Origin of the sequence: Sphingomonas panacis (assembly GCF_001717955.1) — a bacterium.
Taxonomy (GTDB): domain Bacteria; phylum Pseudomonadota; class Alphaproteobacteria; order Sphingomonadales; family Sphingomonadaceae; genus Sphingomonas; species Sphingomonas panacis.
The window spans coordinates 158,343-180,696 of record NZ_CP014169.1; the positions used below are offsets into that span (position 1 = coordinate 158,343).

The 22,354-nt window shown below is 62.4% G+C and carries 21 protein-coding genes and 1 pseudogene; 15 read left to right on the forward strand and 7 right to left on the reverse strand.

Annotated elements, in window-relative coordinates; all coding sequences use genetic code 11:
* Positions 1 to 21: 21 nt before the first annotated feature.
* From J0A91_RS23960 to J0A91_RS23980, 5 genes are read left to right on the forward strand one after another with little or no spacing between them, the layout of a single operon-like run.
* Entirely contained in the window at positions 22 to 495 is a 474-nt protein-coding gene (locus J0A91_RS23960) for a hypothetical protein (RefSeq protein ID WP_240502344.1), read from the forward strand.
* Positions 492 to 1,733 carry a toll/interleukin-1 receptor domain-containing protein gene (locus J0A91_RS23965; RefSeq protein ID WP_069207725.1) on the forward strand — a complete coding sequence of 414 codons (1,242 nt, stop codon included), beginning with the start codon at positions 492 to 494 and terminating at the stop codon, positions 1,731 to 1,733. The genes J0A91_RS23960 and J0A91_RS23965 overlap by 4 nt, the downstream gene beginning before the upstream one ends.
* A complete protein-coding gene (locus J0A91_RS23970; protein ID WP_069207726.1) occupies positions 1,726 to 2,853 on the forward strand; it encodes a tyrosine-type recombinase/integrase in 1,128 nt (375 codons plus the stop codon). The genes J0A91_RS23965 and J0A91_RS23970 overlap by 8 nt, the downstream gene beginning before the upstream one ends.
* On the forward strand, positions 2,850 to 3,578 hold the full coding sequence (locus J0A91_RS23975; protein ID WP_069207727.1) for a hypothetical protein: 729 nt from the start codon (positions 2,850 to 2,852) through the stop codon (positions 3,576 to 3,578). Before J0A91_RS23970 ends, J0A91_RS23975 begins: the two co-directional genes overlap by 4 nt.
* A gap of 6 nt (positions 3,579 to 3,584) precedes the next feature.
* Complete coding sequence (locus J0A91_RS23980; protein ID WP_069207728.1) at positions 3,585 to 4,385, forward strand: trypsin-like peptidase domain-containing protein; 801 nt, start codon at positions 3,585 to 3,587, stop codon at positions 4,383 to 4,385.
* Between the two features lie 97 nt (positions 4,386 to 4,482).
* Here the strand turns inward: J0A91_RS23980 and J0A91_RS23985 are convergent, their stop codons facing one another.
* The 4 genes and pseudogenes from J0A91_RS23985 to J0A91_RS24000 all read right to left on the reverse strand — a co-directional run bounded on the left by J0A91_RS23985 (position 4,483) and on the right by J0A91_RS24000 (position 7,701).
* On the reverse strand, positions 4,483 to 5,706 hold the full coding sequence (locus tag J0A91_RS23985; protein ID WP_069207729.1) for an ATP-binding protein: 1,224 nt from the start codon (positions 5,704 to 5,706) through the stop codon (positions 4,483 to 4,485).
* 126 nt (positions 5,707 to 5,832) lie between these two features.
* Positions 5,833 to 5,952: pseudogene (locus J0A91_RS23990) on the reverse strand (IS5 family transposase); the annotation flags it as partial.
* On the reverse strand, positions 5,953 to 6,966 hold the full coding sequence (locus J0A91_RS23995) for an NADP-dependent oxidoreductase (RefSeq protein ID WP_069207730.1): 1,014 nt from the start codon (positions 6,964 to 6,966) through the stop codon (positions 5,953 to 5,955).
* 12 nt (positions 6,967 to 6,978) lie between these two features.
* Complete coding sequence (locus J0A91_RS24000; RefSeq protein WP_069207731.1) at positions 6,979 to 7,701, reverse strand: GntR family transcriptional regulator; 723 nt, start codon at positions 7,699 to 7,701, stop codon at positions 6,979 to 6,981.
* Between the two features lie 173 nt (positions 7,702 to 7,874).
* Between J0A91_RS24000 and J0A91_RS24005 the strand changes: the two genes are divergently transcribed.
* The 10 genes from J0A91_RS24005 (at position 7,875) to J0A91_RS24050 (ending at position 18,740) form a co-directional block, all read left to right on the forward strand.
* A complete protein-coding gene (locus tag J0A91_RS24005) occupies positions 7,875 to 8,600 on the forward strand; it encodes an enoyl-CoA hydratase/isomerase family protein (RefSeq protein WP_240502320.1) in 726 nt (241 codons plus the stop codon).
* 3 nt (positions 8,601 to 8,603) lie between these two features.
* Complete coding sequence (locus J0A91_RS24010) at positions 8,604 to 9,857, forward strand: CaiB/BaiF CoA transferase family protein (RefSeq protein WP_069207733.1); 1,254 nt, start codon at positions 8,604 to 8,606, stop codon at positions 9,855 to 9,857.
* 63 nt (positions 9,858 to 9,920) lie between these two features.
* Entirely contained in the window at positions 9,921 to 10,853 is a 933-nt protein-coding gene (gene kce / locus J0A91_RS24015) for a 3,5-dioxohexanoate:acetyl-CoA acetone transferase (RefSeq protein ID WP_069207734.1), read from the forward strand.
* Positions 10,854 to 11,253: 400 nt separating this feature from the next.
* A complete protein-coding gene (gene merB / locus J0A91_RS24020; RefSeq protein ID WP_069207870.1) occupies positions 11,254 to 11,937 on the forward strand; it encodes an organomercurial lyase in 684 nt (227 codons plus the stop codon).
* Positions 11,938 to 11,967: 30 nt separating this feature from the next.
* Positions 11,968 to 12,465 (forward strand): DUF302 domain-containing protein, encoded by a 498-nt coding sequence (locus J0A91_RS24025; RefSeq protein ID WP_069207735.1) that lies wholly within the window; start codon positions 11,968 to 11,970, stop codon positions 12,463 to 12,465.
* A gap of 433 nt (positions 12,466 to 12,898) precedes the next feature.
* Entirely contained in the window at positions 12,899 to 15,274 is a 2,376-nt protein-coding gene (locus J0A91_RS24030; RefSeq protein WP_069207736.1) for a TonB-dependent receptor, read from the forward strand.
* 15 nt (positions 15,275 to 15,289) lie between these two features.
* Positions 15,290 to 15,649 carry a DUF485 domain-containing protein gene (locus tag J0A91_RS24035; RefSeq protein ID WP_083225029.1) on the forward strand — a complete coding sequence of 120 codons (360 nt, stop codon included), beginning with the start codon at positions 15,290 to 15,292 and terminating at the stop codon, positions 15,647 to 15,649.
* A complete protein-coding gene (locus J0A91_RS24040; protein WP_069207737.1) occupies positions 15,646 to 17,304 on the forward strand; it encodes a sodium:solute symporter family transporter in 1,659 nt (552 codons plus the stop codon). Before J0A91_RS24035 ends, J0A91_RS24040 begins: the two co-directional genes overlap by 4 nt.
* On the forward strand, positions 17,305 to 17,754 hold the full coding sequence (locus tag J0A91_RS24045; RefSeq protein WP_069207738.1) for a MarR family winged helix-turn-helix transcriptional regulator: 450 nt from the start codon (positions 17,305 to 17,307) through the stop codon (positions 17,752 to 17,754). It begins immediately after the preceding gene.
* 194 nt (positions 17,755 to 17,948) lie between these two features.
* The gene (locus J0A91_RS24050; protein WP_150127131.1) at positions 17,949 to 18,740 is read left to right on the forward strand and encodes a thioesterase family protein; all 792 of its coding nucleotides are present in this window, start codon (positions 17,949 to 17,951) and stop codon (positions 18,738 to 18,740) included.
* A gap of 238 nt (positions 18,741 to 18,978) precedes the next feature.
* Here J0A91_RS24050 and J0A91_RS24055 read toward each other — a convergent pair whose 3' ends face one another.
* The 3 genes from J0A91_RS24055 to J0A91_RS24065 all read right to left on the reverse strand — a co-directional run bounded on the left by J0A91_RS24055 (position 18,979) and on the right by J0A91_RS24065 (position 22,326).
* The gene (locus J0A91_RS24055; RefSeq protein ID WP_083225057.1) at positions 18,979 to 20,064 is read right to left on the reverse strand and encodes a fatty acid desaturase family protein; all 1,086 of its coding nucleotides are present in this window, start codon (positions 20,062 to 20,064) and stop codon (positions 18,979 to 18,981) included.
* Positions 20,065 to 20,099: 35 nt separating this feature from the next.
* On the reverse strand, positions 20,100 to 21,296 hold the full coding sequence (locus J0A91_RS24060) for a hypothetical protein (protein ID WP_069207739.1): 1,197 nt from the start codon (positions 21,294 to 21,296) through the stop codon (positions 20,100 to 20,102).
* 139 nt (positions 21,297 to 21,435) lie between these two features.
* Positions 21,436 to 22,326 carry an alpha/beta fold hydrolase gene (locus J0A91_RS24065; protein ID WP_069207874.1) on the reverse strand — a complete coding sequence of 297 codons (891 nt, stop codon included), beginning with the start codon at positions 22,324 to 22,326 and terminating at the stop codon, positions 21,436 to 21,438.
* Positions 22,327 to 22,354 lie beyond the last annotated feature (28 nt).

Below are 22,354 nucleotides of genomic sequence, written 5' to 3' on the forward strand. Positions count from 1 at the left end.
GCCCAGCAACTCGGCCGCCACATGGCGGAGCAATGCGCCGACGGACTTCCCGGACATTTCGGGGACGAGCTGCTCGAGGCCTTTCCCGGGGAAGACCGAAAGTCTCTCGGCCTCGCGCTCGCCGAACTCGAGGCAGACGGTTTCGTCGACCTGTCGCCGCTGATCGGGCCGAAACTGCCGCGGGTGCGCACGACCGTCGATCTGTTCGTCGCGTGCGATGCGGCGATCACCGGCCATGACCCGATCGAGGATTCGGTGGTGCTCGCGCGCCTGCTGATCGAAAATCCGAAGCTCGGCGGAAACGCGCGCGATCTCGAGCAGGCGTCGCACTGGGAGCGCCGGCGGTTCAATCCGGCCTTTGCGTTGCTCATTCCCTGCGTGGCCGACGGACGCGTGCGCAAATCGGTGCAGAACGACTATCCGACGATGGGTGTCATCCTGGCCGACGAGGATGTAGTTCAGCTGCGGCGCTATGTTCAGCGGCACACCCGGTGATCAAGATCACGCACAACGGTCGACCCTTCGACGCGAAGCGGTTCGCCGCCGACATCGAGGCGAAGGCGATCGCGCTCGGCATGCAGGCGATCGAGGAAAAGGCGAGGGGGGCCGCGGCGTCCATCGTCGATCCCGAGACCGGACATCATGCCGACGTCTTCGTCGACCGCTTGCCCGGCAACAAGGTCGCTATTCGAACGACCGGTTCGCCCGCTTTTGCGCGGCTGATCGAGAAGAGACTGGGTGTCGACCCAGGAAAGGTTCAAGTCATGAATGCCGCCGATGGCGCTGCCCACCCGAAGGTCTATCTGGCGCACGCGAGCGAGGACAAGGCCCGCGTGCGCCCTGTCGCCGAGTATCTGATGGCGAACGGAATCGAGGTCTGGTTCGACGAGTGGGAGATCGAACCAGGCGATAGCCTGCGCCAGAAGATGGAGGAGGGGTTGGGTGCGATGACGCACTTCGTGGTCGTCCTCACCGAGACCTCGATCGCCAAACCGTGGGTCGCCAAGGAAATCGATGTCGGCATGGTCCAGCAGGTGGGTGGCAAAAGCCGGTTCGTGCCCCTCGTCGTCGATCTCGATCCCGCCAAGCTCTCGCCGTTCATGCAGGCGATGCTGTTCCTGAAGATCGATCCGGCCAGCGAGGTGGACCTCAAGGGTTTGGTCGACCGCCTTCACGGCGTCAGCCGTAAGCCTGCCCTCGGCGAGGCGCCGCGCTATGTCCAGAATGCCCCCAAGGGACTTGAGGGCTGGTCGGCTGCAGCGGTCGCTATCGGGAGGCACATCGTGGAGACAAGCGGCAACGCGATGCTGGTCGATCCAGCCGTCACCCTGGAGGATCTCCAGGGATCATTGGATCTCGCGTCGGACGATTTGCGGATTGCCCTGCTCGATCTGAAGGACGGTGGCTACCTGCGCGAGATGAACGTGCGCGGTCATTATGCGCCTCAGCCTGCCCTGTTTGTCGACTTTGATGAGGTGTTCATGCCGTTCAGCCCGAGCGCCGACGCTGCGGTGCTGGCCAACCGCATGGTGACCGGCGACGATCGGGCTGTCGACACCAAGGGGCTCGCTGAGGCGCTGGGGTGGGCGCCGCGGCGGATCAATAGCGCGATCTGCTATCTCGAGCGGGTGGGGGCGATCCGAACCCGGACGGCGCTTGCGTCCGCGCCGTGGCGGGCGGTGCAACTCGTGCGCACCGATGAAACGCTGCGGTTCGCGCGTAACCATGCCTGACCTTTCATTCCTGGAGTCGGCATCGGCGCCGGTGACCGACGTGGTGGCGCAGGTCGAAGCGCTCGCGCCGCTGCGTCGGCTTCCAGATCCGCAGCTCGTTGCTGCGGCGACCCGCGCCTGGTCGCCCAATACGATCCGTGCCTTCCTGTCGGACCTCAAACTCTGGGACCGTTGGTGTCGTCAGCGGGGCCTGATCGCCTCTCAGGCCGACGCGGACGCCGTCGCCGCTTATCTTCGCGGGCTCGCCGGCATCGAGCAGGATCCGCGTAATCCCTTGAAGCTCCGTGCGGCAGCCACGATCGAACGCTATCTGGTCAACATTGGCTGGGCCTACCGGATGGCCGGGCTGGACGACCCCACGGCGCCGCCGCTGGTCCGTCTGGAACTCAAGGCGCTTCGCAAGACGCTTGGGACCCGCCAGCGCCAGGCGCGAGGCTTGCGCTACAAGGGCGAGGTCGTAGACCTAGACGATGCGCCGTCCGGAGTATGTCTGGCGCATCTGCTCAAGGCGTGCCGACGAGACATGCTGGGCGCGCGCGATCGCGCCTTCCTGCTGGTCGCCTATGACAGTGGCTGCCGGCGCTCGGAGCTGGTCGCGATTACCTGCGAGGCGATCGACGGGCCCGATGCGGACGATGCCGGCACGCTGTTCATTGGGGCCAGCAAGACAGACCAGGAGGGCAGGGGGGCGTTCGCCTATCTGTCGCCGGCGACCATGGCGGCGATCGAGGCGTGGCGGAAAGCGGGCGGGATCGCACGCGGACCTCTGTTCCGGCGGGTTGAGACCTATTTCGACGGAACGGTACGGTGCGTGGGGGAGGGGGCGCTTCATCCCAACAGCGTGACCTTGATCTATCGCCGACTTGTCCGCGCTGCCTTCGCCAAGAAGCTGCTCGGGACGATGAATGAGGCTGAACTCGAGCGCTGGGTCTCCGCCGTCTCGAGCCATTCCATCCGCGTTGGTGTCGCCCAGGATAATTTTGCCGCCGGTGAGAGCCTGCCGGCGATCATGCAGGCCTATCGCTGGCGAGATCCCAAGACGGTGATGCGCTACGGGGCACGGCTTGCGGCCAAGAGCGGCGCCAGCGCGCGGCTCGCGAAGCGGTTCGGAGCGCAATGAGCGGCGACGCTGGAGATCGCGCGCCGGAGCGGCTGGTCAATCCCTTCTTTGCCGGCTGGCGCCGCTACAAGGACGCAGAGCATGATTGGCGGCTGTTCAAGGAGACGGCCGAGCGGGCGATTCCCGACCTCATGACGCTGAACGCCGACTTTGCGGCCTTGGAAGCCTATTGCGGCTTCTATTGCCATCTCGGGATCGAGACGACGGTGCAGGTCGAGTTCGCCAACCGCCTGATGGGGCGGACGACCCTGAAGGGTGCGACCGCCTCCGAACACGGCGCGACATTGGTCTATTCGTTCGGACCGACCGGTTGGGTCGCCGTCATGCTGTTTCCGCCGAAGTCCGAGCTGGGGCGGGTCACTGAGGATCATATATACCTGCGCATCATTCCCGCGTCGGCCGCCAAGCTGCTCGAGAAATTGCCGCGCGATCTGCGCGACCTGGTTCGCTATCAGCGTGTCGCTAGCCTCGACGGCACGCCGCGGATCGGGGAGCGGATGCGGCTGGCTTGGCTTCGCTATTGGAGCCGCATGCAGGTGAACGGTCAGATCAAGGCGGCGCGCAGTGCCGAGCATGTGAATTGGGCGCTGGAATTCTCGACGGGCCAGCTCGTCCTGGCGATGATCATGGCCGTCCTGAAGCCGGTCGGAGTCTTGATTGTGGTGTATTTGTTGATCCGGTTTGGAATGCCACATCTCGCGCAGATCCTCCTTCCGAAAGGTTGATGGGGAATGACCGCTCCTGGCATCGATAGCTGCTCGCTGGTTCCGCTCTTTGTCGAGCCGCATTTCGGCGACACCAGGCTGGGTGTGGCGACGGCCTTCTTGTGGCTGCGGCCCGATGCCACCCTGGCCCTCATCACCAACTGGCACGTTGCTGCAGGCCGTAACCACGAGACTGGAGAATGCCTCAATAAGATGGGGGGAGTCCCCGATCATCTGCGGGTTCATGTGCCCTTGCTGGATCGCGCACTGCCGCCCCTGATAGTCCGCGTTGATACGCTAGACGAGGAAGGAGAAAGGCGCTGGGCCGAGCATCCGGAGGATGGCGCGGCGATCGATGTCGTCGCGTTGCCGATCGCGCTTCCGCCACCCGGCGAGGTTGCGACCATGCCGATGAACGTGCTCGGTTCGGTGCCGCTCAAGCAGCGGATCGGGATGCCGGTCTTCATCCTGGGATTTCCCTTTGGGCGGCTGGGCATCGGCATGCCGGTCTGGAAACAGGCGACTTTCGCGAGTGAGCCGTTCCTCTCGCCTGACATGGATCACCGTTATCTGATCGTCGATAGCGCCTCCCGGCCTGGGATGTCGGGTTCACCAGTGATCCAGCGCGTTCACGGCCAGGTTGAGCTCGAAGGTGGCCAATATGGTCAGATAAGCGAGGGAGACGGGGCGTTACGCTTCGTCGGCGTCTATTCTGGCCGTTTTCATACGAGTGACGCGAGCGATGCACAGCTTGGGCGTGTGTGGCCTGCCCGGCTGGTGACGGAGATCATCGACCATATGGCGACGGCCGCTCCGCAGCGGCGTTAGGAATTTCGCGGCGGCGAGCGTTGGGGAACACCCGATCGCGATTTCCTCTGGGCCATACGCACCGACGAGACGGCGATCGCTTCACATGTTCGCGCGATCAGCCCCACAGGCTGGAAAGAGGTATCGCTGCGAGGCGGTCGCCAAAGGCAACGGTCCGTTCGTGGTCGTATAGGACGGCCCCGAATGCAAATCGCTCCCCTACGGCAGCGGCGAGTTTGCGCAGGCCCGAGAAATCTTCGGAGCGGACGGTCGCCGCTGCCTTGATTTCGAGACCGACGATCCGACCGTCTCGGTCTTCGATGACGATGTCGACCTCGTCTAGCTCCTTGTCACGGAAGTGGCTCAGCGTCAGGCGGTTCTCGGACCAGCTGGCGAGCTTGAGGACTTCGGAAAACACGAAGGTTTCGAGGATCGGGCGGAAGCTGGCGCGATTGGCTGCCACTTTTTCGGGTGTCAGGTTTATGAGCGCGGCCAGCAATCCCGAATCGAGGAAATGGAGTTTCGGCTTCTTGGTCAGTCTCTTGAGGGCGTTGTTGTGCCACGGCGGTAAGGTCCGCACGAGAAAGAGTTGCTCGAAGATCCCGGTATATTTTTGCGTTGTCACGTGATTGATGTCGAGACTGGCGCCGACGCCGGCGTGATTTATGAGCTGGCCGGAGTGAACCGCAAGCGCGCGCAGGAGTCGGGGCATGCGATCGAGCTGATCGATATTGGCGATGTCGCGAACGTCTCGGTCGACCACAGCGTCGACATAGTTTGCGTACCAGTCCTGGCGCCGTGTCCACGTCTTGCGGGCGACAGCCTCCGGGTATCCCCCCGCCAGAACCAAGTCGACAAGAGCGCTGCCGATCAGGAGCGGTCCCGGCTGTGGCGCCCGGCCGGCGAAGAGTGACGCGAGGAAGCGTGGCGGAGGCTGCGCGAGTATCTCTGATTGGGAGAGGGGCAGCAGGCGTATGGTTTCCATTCTGCCCGCAAGCGAATCGGCTATGTGCGGTAGCGTCATCAGATTGGCAGAGCCGATTATCAGGAAGCGGCCGGGCCTCGGATCCCGATCAACGCTTTCCTTGATCGCCAACAGCAAAGCCGGCGCACGTTGAACTTCGTCGATGATCACCTGGTCGAGTTCTCGGATGAGGCCGGCCGGATCGGATTTCGCGGCCGAGAGTGTGGTTGCATCATCGAGCGTCAGGTAGGTTCGGGATTTTTCGGCGAGAAGGCGGGCGAGGGTGGTCTTGCCCGCTTGCCGGGGGCCAGCAAGCAGCACCACTCGGGTGTCCTGCAGGGCTTCGCGAACACGATTGGCCGAATGGCGATGTAGCATGACTGTTTGAAGCTTCGCCTACGTCCAAATGAAAGAAGGTCGGCGTCTATCTGAAAGAGGGCCAGTGGCCAACTGAAAAATAGTGGTGGCGGGTCGTGCTCGAACAAGATGGGGAGGCGAAACGCGCCGATTAACCCGCAGGCTCGATGCGGTGCGGTGTGCCTTGAGATAGGTGGCGTCGATCATGATCGTCTTGGGCGTGGCGCTCGTAGCGGCCAGTCCTTCCATCCTGCGCAGGAACACACCCTAGAGCCGGACGAGGAGCTTTCCGAAGTTGCGGCCCTTCAACAGGCCGATGAAAGCGGCTGGTGCGGCTTCCAGACCATCGACGATGTCCTCGCGGTAGCGGATGCTGCCGTCGCGTACGCCGTCTCCGACTTCCTGCAGGAATACGGGATAAAGTTGCGCAAGGTCGTAGTTTATGAAGCCCCTGACTGTCAGGCTCTTGGTCAATATGTCGCGCATCAACCCGGGCATGCGGTCTGGACCGTCAGTGGAAGCGCCAGAATATTGCGCGATGAGCCCGCACACCGGCACGCGGGCGAAGCGGTTGAGCAACGGCAGGACCGCGTCGAGGACTGCGCCACCGACATTTTCGAAATAGACGTCGATGCCGTCCGGGCACGCGGCGGCAAGCGCCTCGGCGAGGTTGGGAGCCTGGTGATCGAGCGCGACGTCGAACCCGAACTGCTCGATCAGCGCGCGGCATTTTTCCGCGCCGCCGGCGATGCCGATGGAGCGGGCGCCCGCGCGTCGCGCGAGCTGACCGACAAGCGAACCGACCGGGCCCGAGGCCGCTGCGACAACCAATGTCTCGCCATGCGTCGGCTTGCCGATCTCCTTGAGCCCGGCGTAGGCGGTGAACCCCGGCATACCGAGCACGCCGAGCGCCGTCGTTACTGGCGCGGCGGCAGGGTCCAGACGGCGTAACCCATCGGCGACGACCGCTGCATGACTGCGCCATCCCGTACGCGCGGTGACGACAGTGCCGACCGGCCAGTCCGGGTGCCGTGAGTCGATGATCTCGCCGACGCTTTCCCCTTCCATCGCCGCGCCGATGGCCACCGGCGGGGCATAGGACTTTCGGTCGTCCATCCGCCCGCGCATATAAGGGTCGAGCGACAGATATTCGGCGCGGACGAGCACCTGTCCGTCCGCCATTTGCGGTAGGGACAGCGGTTCGAGCCGGAAATTATCCACGCTGACCTCGCCTTGGGGGCGTGAGGCAAGAACGATCTGCTGTGGCCGATTTTCGCTCAATTTCCGATAATCCTACGCATCGACGGACACGGTCGACCGTGCCGTCTTTCGCCGGCTCGCCAGCTTCGGCTCTTCACCCGAATGCAGCACGATCTCGGCCGTCCTGCGGAAGTGGTCGCTCATGAGGTCGATCGCCAATTCCGCGTCATGTGCGAGGAAGGCGTCTGCGATCCGGCTATATTCCTTACCCAGATCGTGCCGCTTGTCGGGCATGGCAAGCGAGAACCAGCGGTAGCGCTCGCTTTGCAGCATCAGCATGTCGCGCATGCGGAGCAGCCAGGGGTTGTCACAGGTTGCGACCAGTGTCCGATGGAAATGATTATGGGCATCGGCCCATTCCTGCGTGACGTTGCCGGTGTCGTCATGTCTTGGCGTCCGCAGCAAGCCGTGGAGCGCTGCCACGATCGCTTGTTCCCAGGCGATCGTAGTGTTCTCGATCGCCGAGCGGATGCAGGGCGCTTCGACCAGAAGGCGCACCTCGGTAAGGTGGTGAAGATCTTCCGGTGCGACTGGCGCGACGCGGAACCCGCGTTGCGGTTGCGCGTCGACAAGGCCCTCCGATGTGAATCGTGACAGGGCCTCACGCACCGCGCTCTGATTGGCGGAAAAGCGCTGGCACAATTCGGATATCACCAGCTTGTCGCCCGGGGGCAGGCGGCCATTGAGAAGATCGACGCGGATCTGCTCGTAGACATGCTGGGTTCTGCTGGCCGGGGATTTTTTCGCGTTTGGCATGTCGATACGATAGTGGACTATCCGCCGGTGGGCAACAATGTCCCATAAAATCCATTTTCCATTGACGCATGGACTTTATAGGGCAAGAAAGGCGCGAGAACGCAAAGGAGGGTGTCGGAATGGATTCGGATATTGTCGGGATCGAGCAGCAGGGTCGCATCGCCGTCATGACGATGCAGTTCCGGCCCTATAATCTGATCGGTTTCGACCTGCTCGAGGCGTTGCTCGCGGCGCTAGGCCGGATTGACCATGAGAAGACCGGTGCGATCGTGTTGCGCAGCTCCCTCCGCCACTTTTCAGCCGGCGCGGATATCGCGATGTTCGAAGAAAGAGCCGAGACGGGCCGCAAGGAGGCTGTCGTCGATCTGGCCGGCTTCATGGAAAAATGGGAGGCGTTCCCAATTCCCATCGTTGCCGCGATCAATGGTGTCTGTCTTGGCGGCGGCTTCGAACTTGCGCTGATGTGCGACTATGTCGTTGCCGCATCGTCCGCCAAGATCGGCTCGGTTGAGGCATCGCTCGGGCTCCATCCGCTGATGGGCGGCATCCAGCGTCAAGTGCAGCGGGCCGGTGCGCTCCGCGCGAAGGAAATATCGATTCTCGGCCGGCGCTACGATCCGGCCACTTTGGAACGCTGGAACCTGATCAATCTCGTTGTGGCCGACGATCGGCTCGACGCCGCGGCCTTGAATATCGCCGAGGAGATTGCCCATGGTCCGAGCGTCGCCCATGCCGCGACCAAGCGGCTCGTCGCGGTGACGGTGGACGAGGGAGTCTTGGCGGCGGATCGCGCAATGGAGGATATACAGCGACCCATCTGGGCGTCTGAAGACCTCAAGATCGGCCTTGCCGCGTTCCACGCGTCGGGACCCGGCGCCGCCAAGTTCAAGGGGCGCTGAACCATGGCTGGCCCACTTGAAGGCATCAAGGTCGTCGACTTCGCGCGCGTCCTGGCTGGCCCCCTCTGCGCCCGCACGTTGCTCGACCTCGGCGCGGACGTCATCAAGATCGAGCCGCCGCGGCCGGACGTCTCGCGCTTCGCCTTTCCACAGGCCCCTGGCATGTCGGGCTATTACGCTCAGCAAAACGCCGGGAAGCGCAATGTCAGCATCGACCTCAACGTCGCCGGGGCACGCGATCTCGTGCTCAGGCTTTGCGATGAGGCGGATATCGTTGTGGAGAATTTCCGGGCCGGAACGCTTGGCTTCTTCGATCTCGATTACGAGACGCTTGCGGCCCGCAATCCCAAGCTGATCTACGCGTCGATAACGGGCTATGGGCAGAACGGCCCCTGGCGTGGTCGCATGGCCTATGCGCCTGCGGTCCATGCCGAGATGGGGCTGACTGCCCACAGTCTCAAACATTATGGTGATGCGCTCACCGAACCGAAGAGCGACAGTCTGTCGCACGCCGATGTGAATGCGGGCATGCAAGCGGTCATTGCGATCCTGGCGGCCTTGCATCGGCGATCGGTCACCGGCATAGGCCAGGCGATCGACGTGTCGATGGCCGCGACTTTGCTCTCGACGAACGAGAAGGCGCATGTCGACCTCAACGGCTTCGACCTCGGGCCCGAGCCCGCGATCCTGGGGGCGACCGACACGCCCTTTTTTGAGGGGCCGGGCGGTGAGACCTTCACCGTGGCTGCCAGTCTGGTCGGATCCGCCACCTTCCCCTGGTACGTACACGCCATGCGGCGCGCCTATCTCGAGGATGACCCGCGCTTCGCGACCGCGGCGGCACGCCTCGAGCACAAGGCCGAGCTCTTCAAGATCGTGCAGGAGTGGATCTACACTTTTCCGGACATGGCCACGCTGGATGCACAGCTGGACGAGGGCAAGGTCGCGCTTGGCGAAGTGCGGACGATGGCCGAACTGGTTGAAACGGAATGGGCCGAATATTGGGGCGCGACGCAAGAGGTCTCCGACCGTCACGGCGGAACGTACAAGCTACCCGGCCGCCCCTGGCATTTCTCGCGCGACACGCTCGATCCGCTGGGACGGCCGGCGTTTCAGGGCGAGGATAATCGCAGCGTGTTCCGCGAATATGGCTTGAGCGATGCCGAGATCGACACGCTCGAAGCCAGCGGTGCTCTCGTGCGCGATCCAGTGATCGGCGCGCTTGGCGATGCGGCGGTGAAACCCGACGCCGTTTAAAACGAGCACGCTGCCGGCACCACGTCCGGGCACGGCACGACCGACCGTTGGAGAGCAGGTAGAATTATGAAGAACAAAGTCGTCATCACCTGCGCGGTGACCGGGTCGATCCACACGCCGACCATGTCGGACGCGCTGCCGATCACGCCGTCGGAAATCGCCGAACAGGCGATCGCTGCGGCACAGGCGGGGGCAGCGATCCTGCATCTCCATGCTCGCGATCCCGTCGACGGCCGCCCGTCGTCGGATCCCAGGTTGTTCATGGAGTTTCTGCCGCGGATCAAGCAGAGCACGGATGCGATCTGCAACCTGACCACGGGCGGCAGCCTGAAGATGACGGTCGAGGAGCGGCTTGCCGCGCCAGAGCTGGCGTCCCCCGAAATGTGCTCGCTCAACATGGGGAGCATGAATTTCGCGCTTTATCCGATGGCCGATCGATACAAGGACTGGAAGCACGACTGGGAAGAACCGTATCTGCGTGAATCCGACGACTATATTTTCCGCAACACTTTTCGGGATATTGAAAAGATCGCGCGGACGTTGGGTGACGGTCATGGCGTCAAATTCGAGCATGAATGCTATGATGTCGGCCATCTCTATAACCTCGCGCATTGTATCGACAGGGGCCTCTTCCAACCGCCGATCTTCCTGCAGTTCATTTTCGGTATTCTCGGCGGGATCGGCCCGGAGCTCGACAATTTGATGTTCATGAAAAGCACCGCTGACCGCCTCTTCGGCGATGATTATCATTGGTCGGTGCTCGGCGCGGGACGCTTCCAAATGCCCCTTGCGACCCACGCCGCGCTGCTCGGGGGCAATGTCCGCGTCGGGCTCGAGGACAATCTCGCTATCGCGCGCGGCCGGTTGGCCTCGAGCAACGCCGAACAGGTCGCCAAGGTTCGGACGATCATCGAGGAATTGGGCCTCGAAGTCGCTACGCCCGCGGAAGCGCGCCAGATGCTTGGATTGAAAGGGGGAGACAAGGTCGGTTTTTGAGCGGCAGACCTTCGGGTCGCATACAGGTTGTCGGTACGCGACGTATACCAGCTGGGCTCGCGAGGAAGAGCGCGCTTAGAGGCATCTGCCACATCCTGAAGTTGGCACCCGCACAAGGACGTTGGCGGACGGCTGGGACGCGATATAAGGGTTAGGGCGAACCGGTGACACGTCGGTTCGTCCGAGAACGAGGAGGGGCGCAGAGTTAGGCCACGGACGAGTAAAATGTTTGTAGAATGGAAATGCGGCACGCCTTCTTCCTGGGTTTCGCGCTACCTTCAAAGGGCGCGCCAGGCTCATCCGATATGGGACGGGCGCAACGAGCCTGCCAACGCATGACGTTGTTTTCCTCATGACCGATCGGGAGGGTCTCGCCGGGACGGGCACGCACGAGTCAGTCGTGGCTGACCTTGCGTCTAGCGTGCATCACCGCCTCGTCGATGCGCTGCTCGCGAGCGGAAAGATCCCGACGACTCTGGAGATCGCGGATCAACTCGCCGTATCGATCGACGTGATCGAAGTGGCGCTGGACAGCCTTGCTTTGAGCCACGGCCTTGTCCTGCATCCGCATGAGAAGCGACCGTGGGTCATCCACCCGTTTTCCTGTTCTCCAACGGCGACATGGGTCGAAGCAGGTGATCGCGGCTGGTGGGCGCCGTGCCTGTGGTGCGCATGCGGCGTGGCGACGCTGGCGGGCGGAAACGCGGTGATCCATGCCCGCATCGGGGGCGAGAGCGAGGATGTCGACATCCACATCGTGGACGGCGCTGTACTAATGGACAATCTGTGGGTTCACTTCGCAGTGCCACCCCGCGCTGCATGGGATAACGTCCACCATTTTTGCGCCTCCGTCCTGCCGTTTCGCACGCGCGAGGACGTGCGCCGCTGGAGCGACCGGCACGGCATTCCGCATGGCGCCGTCATATCGCTGTCGCAGTGCTTGGAGCTCGGCAGGGAATGGTACGCGCGTCATGCGGATATCGACTGGCGCAAATGGTCCGTTCGCGACGCCGCCGGGATTTTCGAAAAAGTCGGGCTTTGCGAGGAATTCTGGCGGCTTCCGGTTTCGGAGGGTGGATTTTGACCAGCCGCAGGGGCCAATTGGAGGATAGGCATGATCAAGGCCATCAATGTCGAGCACCGCGAGCATGTAAGCCAGCGGACGTTCGAGGACGTGCTCGCATCGTTCATGGATGTGACGGGCTCGGTGGAGGACGGCTTCGACGCCGTGGCAGGTGCGCTTTCCGATCGCGAATCCTTCGAACGTGCTTTTAAGGAGCGGGAGGGCAGCAGCGGTTTCATGCGGTTTGCCGTGATTGATCATGGCGCGTGGCTTACCCGGATCTACGACCGACCGACAAAGGCCGTAATGGTGATCCTTGGTAATCCGTTGATAGCGATCACGATGCTCCGTCACCATACCGGCGCCGGTCTGAACGTCCCGGTACGAATTTACCTGTATGAGGACACGAAGGGGCGCACGCTGGTCAGCTATGATCTGCCTTCCTCCCTCATGAGCAGCCTGGAAGACGATGCCGTTATGGCCGCGGCCAGGTTCTTGGATGCCAGGCTCATGGCGTTGGCAACCATGATCGCCGGCGTCGAGGCATAGATCGGTCCATCTTGCGAGCATGCAGCGCTGGCGCTGAACCGTGCGCTGCGCCCCGATCGAGTGATGGCGCGCTCATCTTTGACGCCCGGTTCGATACGCCGTTCGCCTGAGCAAGCAGGTTTACTGCGTTCGCCAGCGTCGGCGCGACCGAATCGCTTCCCGAAAACTCGAGCGACGCCGGCCACATCGGCCGCAATTCCCTGCGCAGGTGATCCGGCGCCCGCTGGCAGGCAAGGAACCCTGATGCTTTTTCGCGGAATATGGACTTAAAAATCACAAGTCCATCATAGATTGACAAATGGACTTTTTATGGCAGGATATGATTGCCGGTCCCGTTTCGCCTTACCTGGCGAACTGGGGATAGCCGGCGCCGAAGACACGCGAAGTCGTGCGCGGCGATAAGATCTCATTGAGATCATTGGAGGAGGGGATCATGATGTCAGAACATCGCTGGGCTGCCGGAGCTTGTTTGGCCGCTTTGTCTTTCGCCACAACAGCGAATGCGCAGTCCAACCCTGCAGCGCCACCCGCAGTCGACGGATCCACGACTGTCCAGGTTCCCGCACAATCGCCGCCGGAGACGAACGAAGTCGCCGATATTGTCGTTACGGCGCAAAAGCGATCTCAGAACCTTAACGACGTGCCCATGTCGATCACGGCCATAACGGGCGAGACCCTGCAGAACCGAGGCATCACCAACGTTCAGGACCTGGTCAAGCTCACGCCCGGTCTAAGCTATGCCGAGAGTGGTAACGGGGTTCCCGTATATTCCCTGCGCGGCGTCGGCTTCTTCGATACCTCTCTGGGTGCCCGCCCGACGGTCAGCATTTATGTCGACGAGGCGCCGCTCCCTTTCACGATCATGACCAGCGGCGCGTCGTTCGACCTGGATCGCGTCGAAGTGCTCAAAGGGCCGCAAGGTACGCTGTTCGGCCAGAACGCGACCGGTGGCGCGATCAACTACATTGCCGCCAAGCCGAAGAGCTCACCCGGCGCCGGTATGACGGCGAGCTTCGCTCGGTTCGCTACGGCCGACTGGCAAGGCTACATAACCGGACCGCTGGCCTCAGGGCTCAATGCCCGCCTCGCGGTCCGAACCGTTCAGGGCGGCGGCTGGCAGAAAAGCTACACGCGCTCCGCAACACTTGGCGACCAAAACTTCACCCAGGGGCGTTTCCTGCTCGACTGGGACGGCCTCGACCGGCTGAAGGTTTCGCTGAATGTAAATGGGTTCGTGGACAAAGGGGACACCCAGGCGGGACAGCTGGTCCAGGTCGTGCCACAGGTCGCGAGCCAGATCAGGGCGATCCCGGCGCTGTTAGCCTATCCGACGGCGCCCCATAACGACCGCGCGGCCGACTGGGACCCTGGCGCGCCCCTGCGCAAGGACAATCGATTTTATCAAGCCACCCTCCGGGCGGATTATGACCTGACCGACCGGGTCACGTTGACATCCTTGAGTGCCTATTCCCACATGCGGATTCGCCAGCTTGTCGACATCGACGGGACGGCGCTCACCAACGCCATCGACGATATCAGCGGCACGCTTTCGTCTCTATCCACCGAAGCGCGGTTGACCGGCCGGTTCGGCGGGCTGACGCTGATCGTGGGGGGCAATTACTCGCACGACAAGTCGGACGAGAATGATATTTTCTTTGTTCCTTATTCGACACTTGCGCAAATCACTTTGCCTGTTGCGCCTTACAACTCGCCCGCGCCGTCAGGATCGCAGAACTTCCATACCAAAGCCGTGTTCGGCAACATCGACTATGACATCGGTCGGCTCGTCACGCTTCATGGCGGCATACGCTATACGAAAGCGGATCTCGATTATTCGACCTGCAGCCGCGCCGGCAATGCCGATACGGGCGCCGGCATCGTGACGATCTTCAATCGCATTCGAAACGCCGCTGGCCTGCCGTCGTTGGGACCGATTCCGCAATTCGCGTGCGCGGCGCTGGACGCCAATCTCACTCTCAATCCGCTGACCGGATCGTTCAACCAGGACAATATCTCGTGGCGCGCCGGTGTCGATCTCAAGCCGGCGGAGCGGGTCCTGATCTACTTCAACGTCAGCCGTGGCTATAAGGCTGGCAGCATTCCGGTGACAGCGGGTGTCAGCTACGAGCAGGCAAGGCCGGTCGGGCAGGAAACCGTGCTGGCCTATGAGGCCGGATTCAAGGTCTCGGTGTTCGACCGCCTCGCCGACGTCACGGGCGCGGTCTTCAGCTATCGCTATGGCGACAAGCAGTTGAAGGGGCGCGTTCAAACGACCCCGAATATCCTTGGGCCGCTGGAATCGCTCGTGAACGTTCCGCGCTCGCGCGTGAACGGAGCGGAAGCCCAGATCATCGTCTATCCCGCCCATGGATTGAGCCTTTCGGCGGCAGGGACTTATCTCGACACCAAGGTCACGGGGCCATTCCTCAATTACACCGTTCTGGCCACACTCCGGGACTTCAATGGGAATCCCTTCCCCTATTCACCCAAATGGCAGGTGAACCTCGACGCAAACTACAAGTTTCCGCTCAGCAGCGCACTCAATGCATCGCTGGGCGCCAATTACAGCCACCGCTCGAAGACCAGTGCGGGCTTTGGTAACGAGCCACTCCTCGAGATCGACGCATATGGTCTTCTGGATCTTCAGGCCGGGATCGAATCCCGTGACGGGAAGTGGCGCGCGTCGGTGTTCGGCCGCAATGTCACGAACACCTATTACTGGACCAATGTCGCGAAGTTCTTCGACGACGTTCGCCGTCTAGCGGGTCAGCCAGCGACCTACGGTGTGCAGGTCGGACTGAAATTCTGATTTGTCGGCGCGACCGTGCACCACGACGTCAGGAAAAAGAACACGAACGACGGGAGTGCGATGATGAGGCCTCAGCCTGCTTACGACGCCATAATAGCGGATCCCGAGTTCAAGAGACTGTTGTCCGCAAAGCGCCGGCTACGCGCTGGGTTAAGCGCAATCGCTTTGCTGATGTTCTTCGGCTTCGTGCTGCTCACATCGACACCGGCGGGGAGTGCGATCGCATCGATCCGCATCGGCGATATCCCGCTGGTGATGGTGCTGGCCGTGCTCATCATCGCCGCCGTCGTCATCCTGACGAGCGTCTATGTCTTCTGGTCCAACCGGGTTCTCGATCCCGCCTCGGTCGCGCTGCGTGAGGCATTCAGGCCATGAGGCGGCTGCTCACCTTCTGTCTGCTTTCGCTCGCGGCGACGCCGGCATTGGCCCAGGGAACCATGGCGGCCCCTACGCCCGTCTCGACCAGCTGGCCGGCGATCCTGATGTTCTGCGCCATCGTCCTTACCACATTGGGCATCACGTTCGCCTCGGCTCGCAAGACGGGATCCCGCTCGGATTTCTATTCGGCGGGGAGCGGCATCACGCCGCTGCAAAACGGCCTCGCGATTGCCGGTGACTTTCTGTCGGCCGCGGCGTTCCTGGGCATCTCCGCGCTGGTGTACACCAATGGCTTTGACGGCATGCTCTATGCGATCGGCTTTCTGACGGGCTGGCCGATCCTGCTCTTCGTCATGTCGGAGCGGTTGCGGAATTTGGGGCGCTTCACGTTCTCGGACGCGGTTTCCTTTCGTTTTCGCCCCGGGCCGACCAGAATTGCTGCCGCGATCGGAACCCTCGTCGTCGTGGCGCTCTATCTCGTTTCGCAGATGATCGGCGCCGGCAAGATCATCGAGTTGCTGTTCGGCATACCGTATTTCTACGCGGTCACCGGCGTCGGCGTCCTCATGACCATCTACGTTGCAGTCGGCGGCATGCATGCCACGACCTGGGTGCAGATCACGAAGGCTTCGATCCTGCTGGTCGGCGGCACGCTCATGGCGATGCTCATCCTTCATCGCTTCCATTTCAACATCGGCGAATTGCTCGACGGCGCTGCCGCAGCGCATCCCACCGGCCGGGCGATCCTCACCCCCGGCAACCTGTTTGCAGAGCCCGTTTCGGCCATTTCGCTTGGCCTGGCGCTCGTTTTCGGTACGGCCGGATTGCCGCACATCCTCATGCGCTTCTTCACGGTCCGCGACGCGGCCAGCGCCCGTAAATCCGTCTTTTTCGCCTGCTGCTGCGTCGCCTATTTCTGCCTTATCATCCCGCTGCTGGGCTTCGGCGCTATCGCGGTTCTGATGAACGATCCGCAATTCTTCCATGTGGACGGGGCAGGGAGTTATGACAAGATCAAGGACCTTATCGGCGGGGCCAACATGGCCGCGGTCCATCTCTCCGGTGCGCTGGGCGGCCCTTTGCTGCTCGGCCTGATCTCAGCGGTCGCATTCGCAACGATCCTTGCCGTGGTCGCCGGCCTCACCCTCGCCGGTGCTTCTGCGATCAGCTACGACCTTTACGGTCAGGTCTTCCACAAGGGTTCCGCGAGCGAAAAAAGCGAGGTGCTGGTGTCGCGTCTCGCGGCGGTCGGGATCGGCGTAGTGGCGGTCATACTGGCCTGCGGCTTCGAAAACCAGAATGTGGCCTTCATGGCCGGGCTTGCGCTAGCAGCGGCGGCCAGTTGCAACTTTCCCATGCTTCTGGCAGCGATCTTCTGGAAGAGCGCGACGACGAGAGGGATTGTCGTGGGTGGCTTGATCGGCCTTATTTCCTCGGTGGGTCTCGTCGTGGCGAGCAAGACCGTCTGGGTCACCGTCTTCCATTTCCAAGCCCCGCTTTTCCCTTACGAGAACCCTACGTTGTTCACGATGCCACTCGCCTTCGCGTTGATCTATATCGTCTCGTTCCTTGACCGGAGCCTGGCCGCACAAGAGGAACGGGGGCGCTTTGCAGCTCAGATGGTCCGTTCGGAGATCGGTGAATTGGAGTAGATGGAGGACCCTGACAGTCACCGGATTCCCTGTGTATTCGAGACGCTCCGCAAGGCGTCGCGCGCATTCGCGCGCCTCGGTGATCAAACCCTTGCGCCATGCGGGATGACTGCGGTCCAATTCACCATTCTGCGTTCGATCGAAAACAGGGGGCCGGACGGATGGCCTCTCAGCAAGCTTGCGGAAACGATGCTGATGGAGAGGACGACCCTTTACCGCGCATTGAGCCCTATGAAACGCGCCGGCTGGATCGAGATCAGCAACCCGAACGCCGGCCGCGTGAAGGTGGTCGCCGCAACAGCCGGCGGTCGGCTTGCCTTCGAGCGGGCCAACGCGCTCTGGGCGCAAGCCCAGGCTCGCATCTTGACAGCGTTTGGCACGGATCGCTGGCGCGTCCTGAGCGGCGACCTCACCGACCTTACCGGGTTTAGCACGAGGCTTGGCGATTGAGCGAGAGGCCAGCCTTTGTCGCGGTTCCCGGGCGGGATGTCGAACTTGGCCGGCCGGGAGCGGTTTTGTAAACCCTCGGCCAGAGATCCTCGTTGCCGCAGACCATCATCGGGGTCAGGCTCGGGTTCGTCGGTACCGAAGAGCAGGCCTGATCTCTCGGTAGGAACATCGATCGCGCATGCAAGGAAGAGGCGGTGACACAGTTTTCAGACATTCTGGAGTCCATGACGCTCGATGCAGAGCGATACAGCGTCGTCGTACCGGATGACTGGCTGCAAGGCCGGACAACCTATGGCGGCCTGTCAGCGGCGCTGAGCGTGGCGGCGGCGGAACGGACTCTTGTCGAGGAGATCCCTCTGCGATCCGCTCAATTTTGCTTTGTCGGGCCGACTTATGGCGAGATGAGTGTTCGTCCCGCCATTCTGCGCCGGGGAAAGGCGACGACAGTCATGGGTGTCGATCTCCATGGTCGCGACGATCTGGCAGTTCGCGCAACGCTGGTATTCGGACGGGATCGGGCCTCAAGCTATGAGCATCCATGTGACGGACCGCCGCAGGTTGCGGGCCCCGATAGCTGTGAGCCATTCTTCGTCGGACCGGGAACGCCAGCGTTTGCAAGCCATTTCGAGGCACGGCGCGCCGGGGGCGCGGCTTTGGTGTCGGGCGCGCGAACGCCGGATTTCCTGGTGTGGGTGCGCCATAGGGACCGAACCGAGGGATCCGACATGGCGCGTCTCGTCGCGCTTGGTGACGCGCTGCCGCCGCCCGCCATGGCTCTTTTCAGGGAACCTGCTCCTATCAGCACGATCACGTGGAGCATGGACTTTCCGATACGTCCCAAGGGAGGCACCGCGGCGGACTGGTATCTGGTTGAGAGCTGTGCCGAGGCTGTCAGCGCCGGCTATTCCACGCAGTCGATGCGGGTTTGGTCGGCAAACGGAGAGGCCCTGATGACAGGGCGTCAGAATGTCGCGATTTTCGCGTGAATATGCCGCCACGGTGCGATCCTCGGAATCGGTGCCATGGCTCCCGGCTGAGCCCAAATAGCCCCGGCCGGCCATGGATGCTGCCGAAAACCTATGCGTTGTTTGGACCTTGGGCATGTCGACGTACGACGGAAAGCCCGATCACGCGGTGCAAATGGCTGCGCCCCTTGCAGAGGGACTTCGACCGTCAAGAGTATCGAGCGATGGACCGTGGCGCTGGGGCTTCGTTTCCGGGTGATCAGCGCTCCGATGCGGTGCCGCGCGCGATCCTGGCGATCAACGGCAGCATCCCGGAATGGTTGGCCTTACGATAGGCTGACGGCTCGACGATTTGAGCCATGATCCGCCGGTGCGCCGTGCCCAGGCTATGATAAGGCAGGCTCGGCAGGAGATGATGAAGCGCGTGGTAGCGCAGGCCCAGGGGTGCCCAGATTGGCGCAAGCCAGTTCGGTGGCGGCACGTTGACCGAGTCCAGATACTGCTCGGTCACGCTCATCACCTCGCCGTCATTTTCCCAAAGGTGCGCGACCAGCGTTCGAAGCTGGTTAAGGACCGTCAGACCGGAATGGACGGCCAGATAGGTCAGCAAGGGCCGGGTCCCGATCATTACGACACTGGCCGCCAGCATCAGTGCCCAAAGACAAGCACATGCTTCCTGCAGCTGCCATTGTCGCCTGAATGCGCCGTGGGGCGCTGAGCGGCGATAGGCTGGATTTATGGACAGCGCAGAACATCTCTCCTGCACGATCTTCCTTAGGGGCGGGATAGCTACGCCCATCGGGGTCAGCACTCCGAAGCGCACGATAAGAGCAAGGGGAGCGAGTGCGGCGCTCATCACGAACAGCGGCAGCGACCAGGGCTTCATCAATGCCAGCGACAGATACTCCGGATCCTCGGCAGTTCCGTAACGCGTACGTGCGTGATGCTGGGTGTGGACGCCTTCGTAGAGGAAGGACGGAATCATCAGGGGAATGCCGATGAGAGCATTCCACGCGAAGCGGAAGCCCGGCAACGCGCCCTTTCGGAGATGACTGAGCTCGTGAATGAAGCTCGCCGCCCGGTATAACGCAAGTATGGCGACGAGACCGCTCGCAAGGGCCAGGGAAACGGTATCGAAGGAAATGGCGCCGGCTAGCGCAGTATATCCGACACCCGTCGATATGAGCAGATCAGGCCAGTAAACAGATGCCCGCGGCGTGGAAAGATCGCGCACCACCGCGGCTGCGACACGCAGCATTCTCCGGTCATCCCGCGTGTCGTCCAGAGGCGGTGCGGCATTGGGATGTGCTAGTTCCGGGAGAGTTATTGTGTCGGTCGAAACCATCATTTTCACCTCAATCTCCTGGGACCGTCACGCACTCAGTGGAGAATGGACGCAGAATTTTCCGGGCGCTCCAATTTCTGTTCCGGTCCCCATGCTCGTATGAACATCGCCTCCGCGTCGGCGCCGGTGGGCAGAACCGGCGCTGCCCCGCTACCTGGTATAAAGGTGGCGATCGATGCGCCTAGAACCGAACGGAGCTGACGAAAAAGCGGATATCCCTCGCGGGGATCGAAGCCTGTCGGGTCGACCTGGTAGGACGGCAAACGGAAGCGGTGCGGCACGGTCGCTGGACCGGTCTCGAGAAAAACATTCTCGGCCTGCTCGGCGAGAAGCGGCCACAATTCCGGGGCGATGCGCCCTGGCCTGTGGGATGTCGACCCGCGGATAAGCCCGATCACCTCCTCCCGGGCCGCATCATGCTGCAACGCGATCGCGACCAGGGCCATCATGGCGTCTGCTGCTGTCAGCGGATGTTCTGACCTGTCGAGCGCGTCCGCATATCCGGGGATGACCGCCGGGCCAAATTCCGCCGCGGCGCGGGCCCCGATCGCAGCTAACCAGCAATTGCGGTCTCGAACGAAGGGAAAGCTCGGCGTCCATGTCGTCCAAGTGAAGGCTTTCGCCAGATCGACAAGCCAGGGGCGGGCCCCCGGTGTCGTCGCCACCAGAGTCGCCTGTCCCAGCATGCCAGCGAACCGCCAATAATGCTGGGTCAGGGTCGCCCGCCTCTCGCCGGTTTGCGGCGACGTCAGCAAATGCCCGCGAAGCGCGTCCAGAATTTCAACGAGGCGCGCCGCGAACGCATAGACCTGGGTCTCGATCAGCGGCGCATATGCCAGGAGCTTTTGAAACGCTGCGCGATCGCTGACCAGAAGACCGTATACCGCGCGTTCGGCAAGCGCGCTTCCTTTAGCCCAAGAGGGGCTCGTCTGGATCGCCCGCACGATGGTCGGCGAGAGCGAAAGGGCGGCATAGGGCTTTTCTGGCAAATGGAGGCTGTTGCTTCCTGCGATCGATGCGGATGTCCTGTCGACGAGCAGCCATGCCGCCCGATGCGGAATCCGGAAGGCTACAGCTGGCGTCTCCTCCAGGGCGGCATGGCGTGCCGCTTCATCAACGGACAGCGTCAAGACGAAACTCAGCAGGGAATGGATGCCTGCCAGCGCCTGGCCCATGTCGTCCTGAAGACGATCGGCGATCGGCAAACGCGAAAGTACGGCGCGCGATATCATGGGGCGAAGAATCCCGGGTGCAGGAAACCTGTCTTGGAACGTCCACGGGGAACGGCTCGCGACGTGCGGGATGTCATGTCCGGGAAACGGAGGGCGGTGCATTTGTCGCTGTTCCACATCCGATCACCGTTCTTTTTGCTCAGCGCTGCGGTCCGGAGAAAAATGAGATGAGCGCGCGCGCGGTCTCGTCTGGCGCCTCCTCGGGCAGGAAATGTCCGACCGGCAGGGCGCGCCCGCTTACCGCAAGGGCCTTCTCGCGCCAGGTCTCGACGACATCGTAGAGCTTTCCGACCAATCCTTTCGCACCCCACAGAACGAGGAGGGGCGCGTCGATGCGCCGCGCGGCATCCGCCTCGTCATGGTCCAGATCAATGCTTGCGGCCGCCCTATAGTCTTCGCAGGTCGCAGAAACGCACGCGGGATCCCGGAAGGCCGTGCAATATTCGTCGATCGCTTCGGGTGAGAACACCGACAAGCCGCTTTTGCCCCACGCATCGAGCTTGGTGCGCAGGTAGAAATCGGGGTCGGCGCCGATGAGCCGTTCCGGCAATGGCGCGGGCTGGATCAGAAAGAACCAGTGGTAATAGCCTGTCGCAAAGGTCCGGTCTGTCCTCGCGTACATCGTCGCCGTGGGCGCGATATCGAGAACCGCAAGCCGCGCGACCACCAGGGGGTGATCGAGAGCCATTCGATGCGCGACCCTGCCGCCGCGGTCATGGCCGGCGACTTGGAAGCGCTCGTAGCCCAGCCTCTGCATCAGCTCGACCATGTCGTTGGCCATGGCGCGTTTTGAATAGGTGGAATGATCCGGAGAGGATGGCGGCTTGTCGGATTCCCCATAGCCGCGCAGGTCGGGTGCGACGACGGTAAACCCGGCCGCCGTCAGTTGCGGCGCAATGGCATGCCAGCAGGCGGACGTCTGCGGATAGCCATGCAGCAGCATGACGGGCGGACCCTCTCCACCGGTTCGGACTCGCAACGCCAGCCCCGAGGACAAAATGATCCTTTGGTCGTCGAATCCTTCAAACATCATCCGTTTGTTCGCTGTCTGTCTGGCA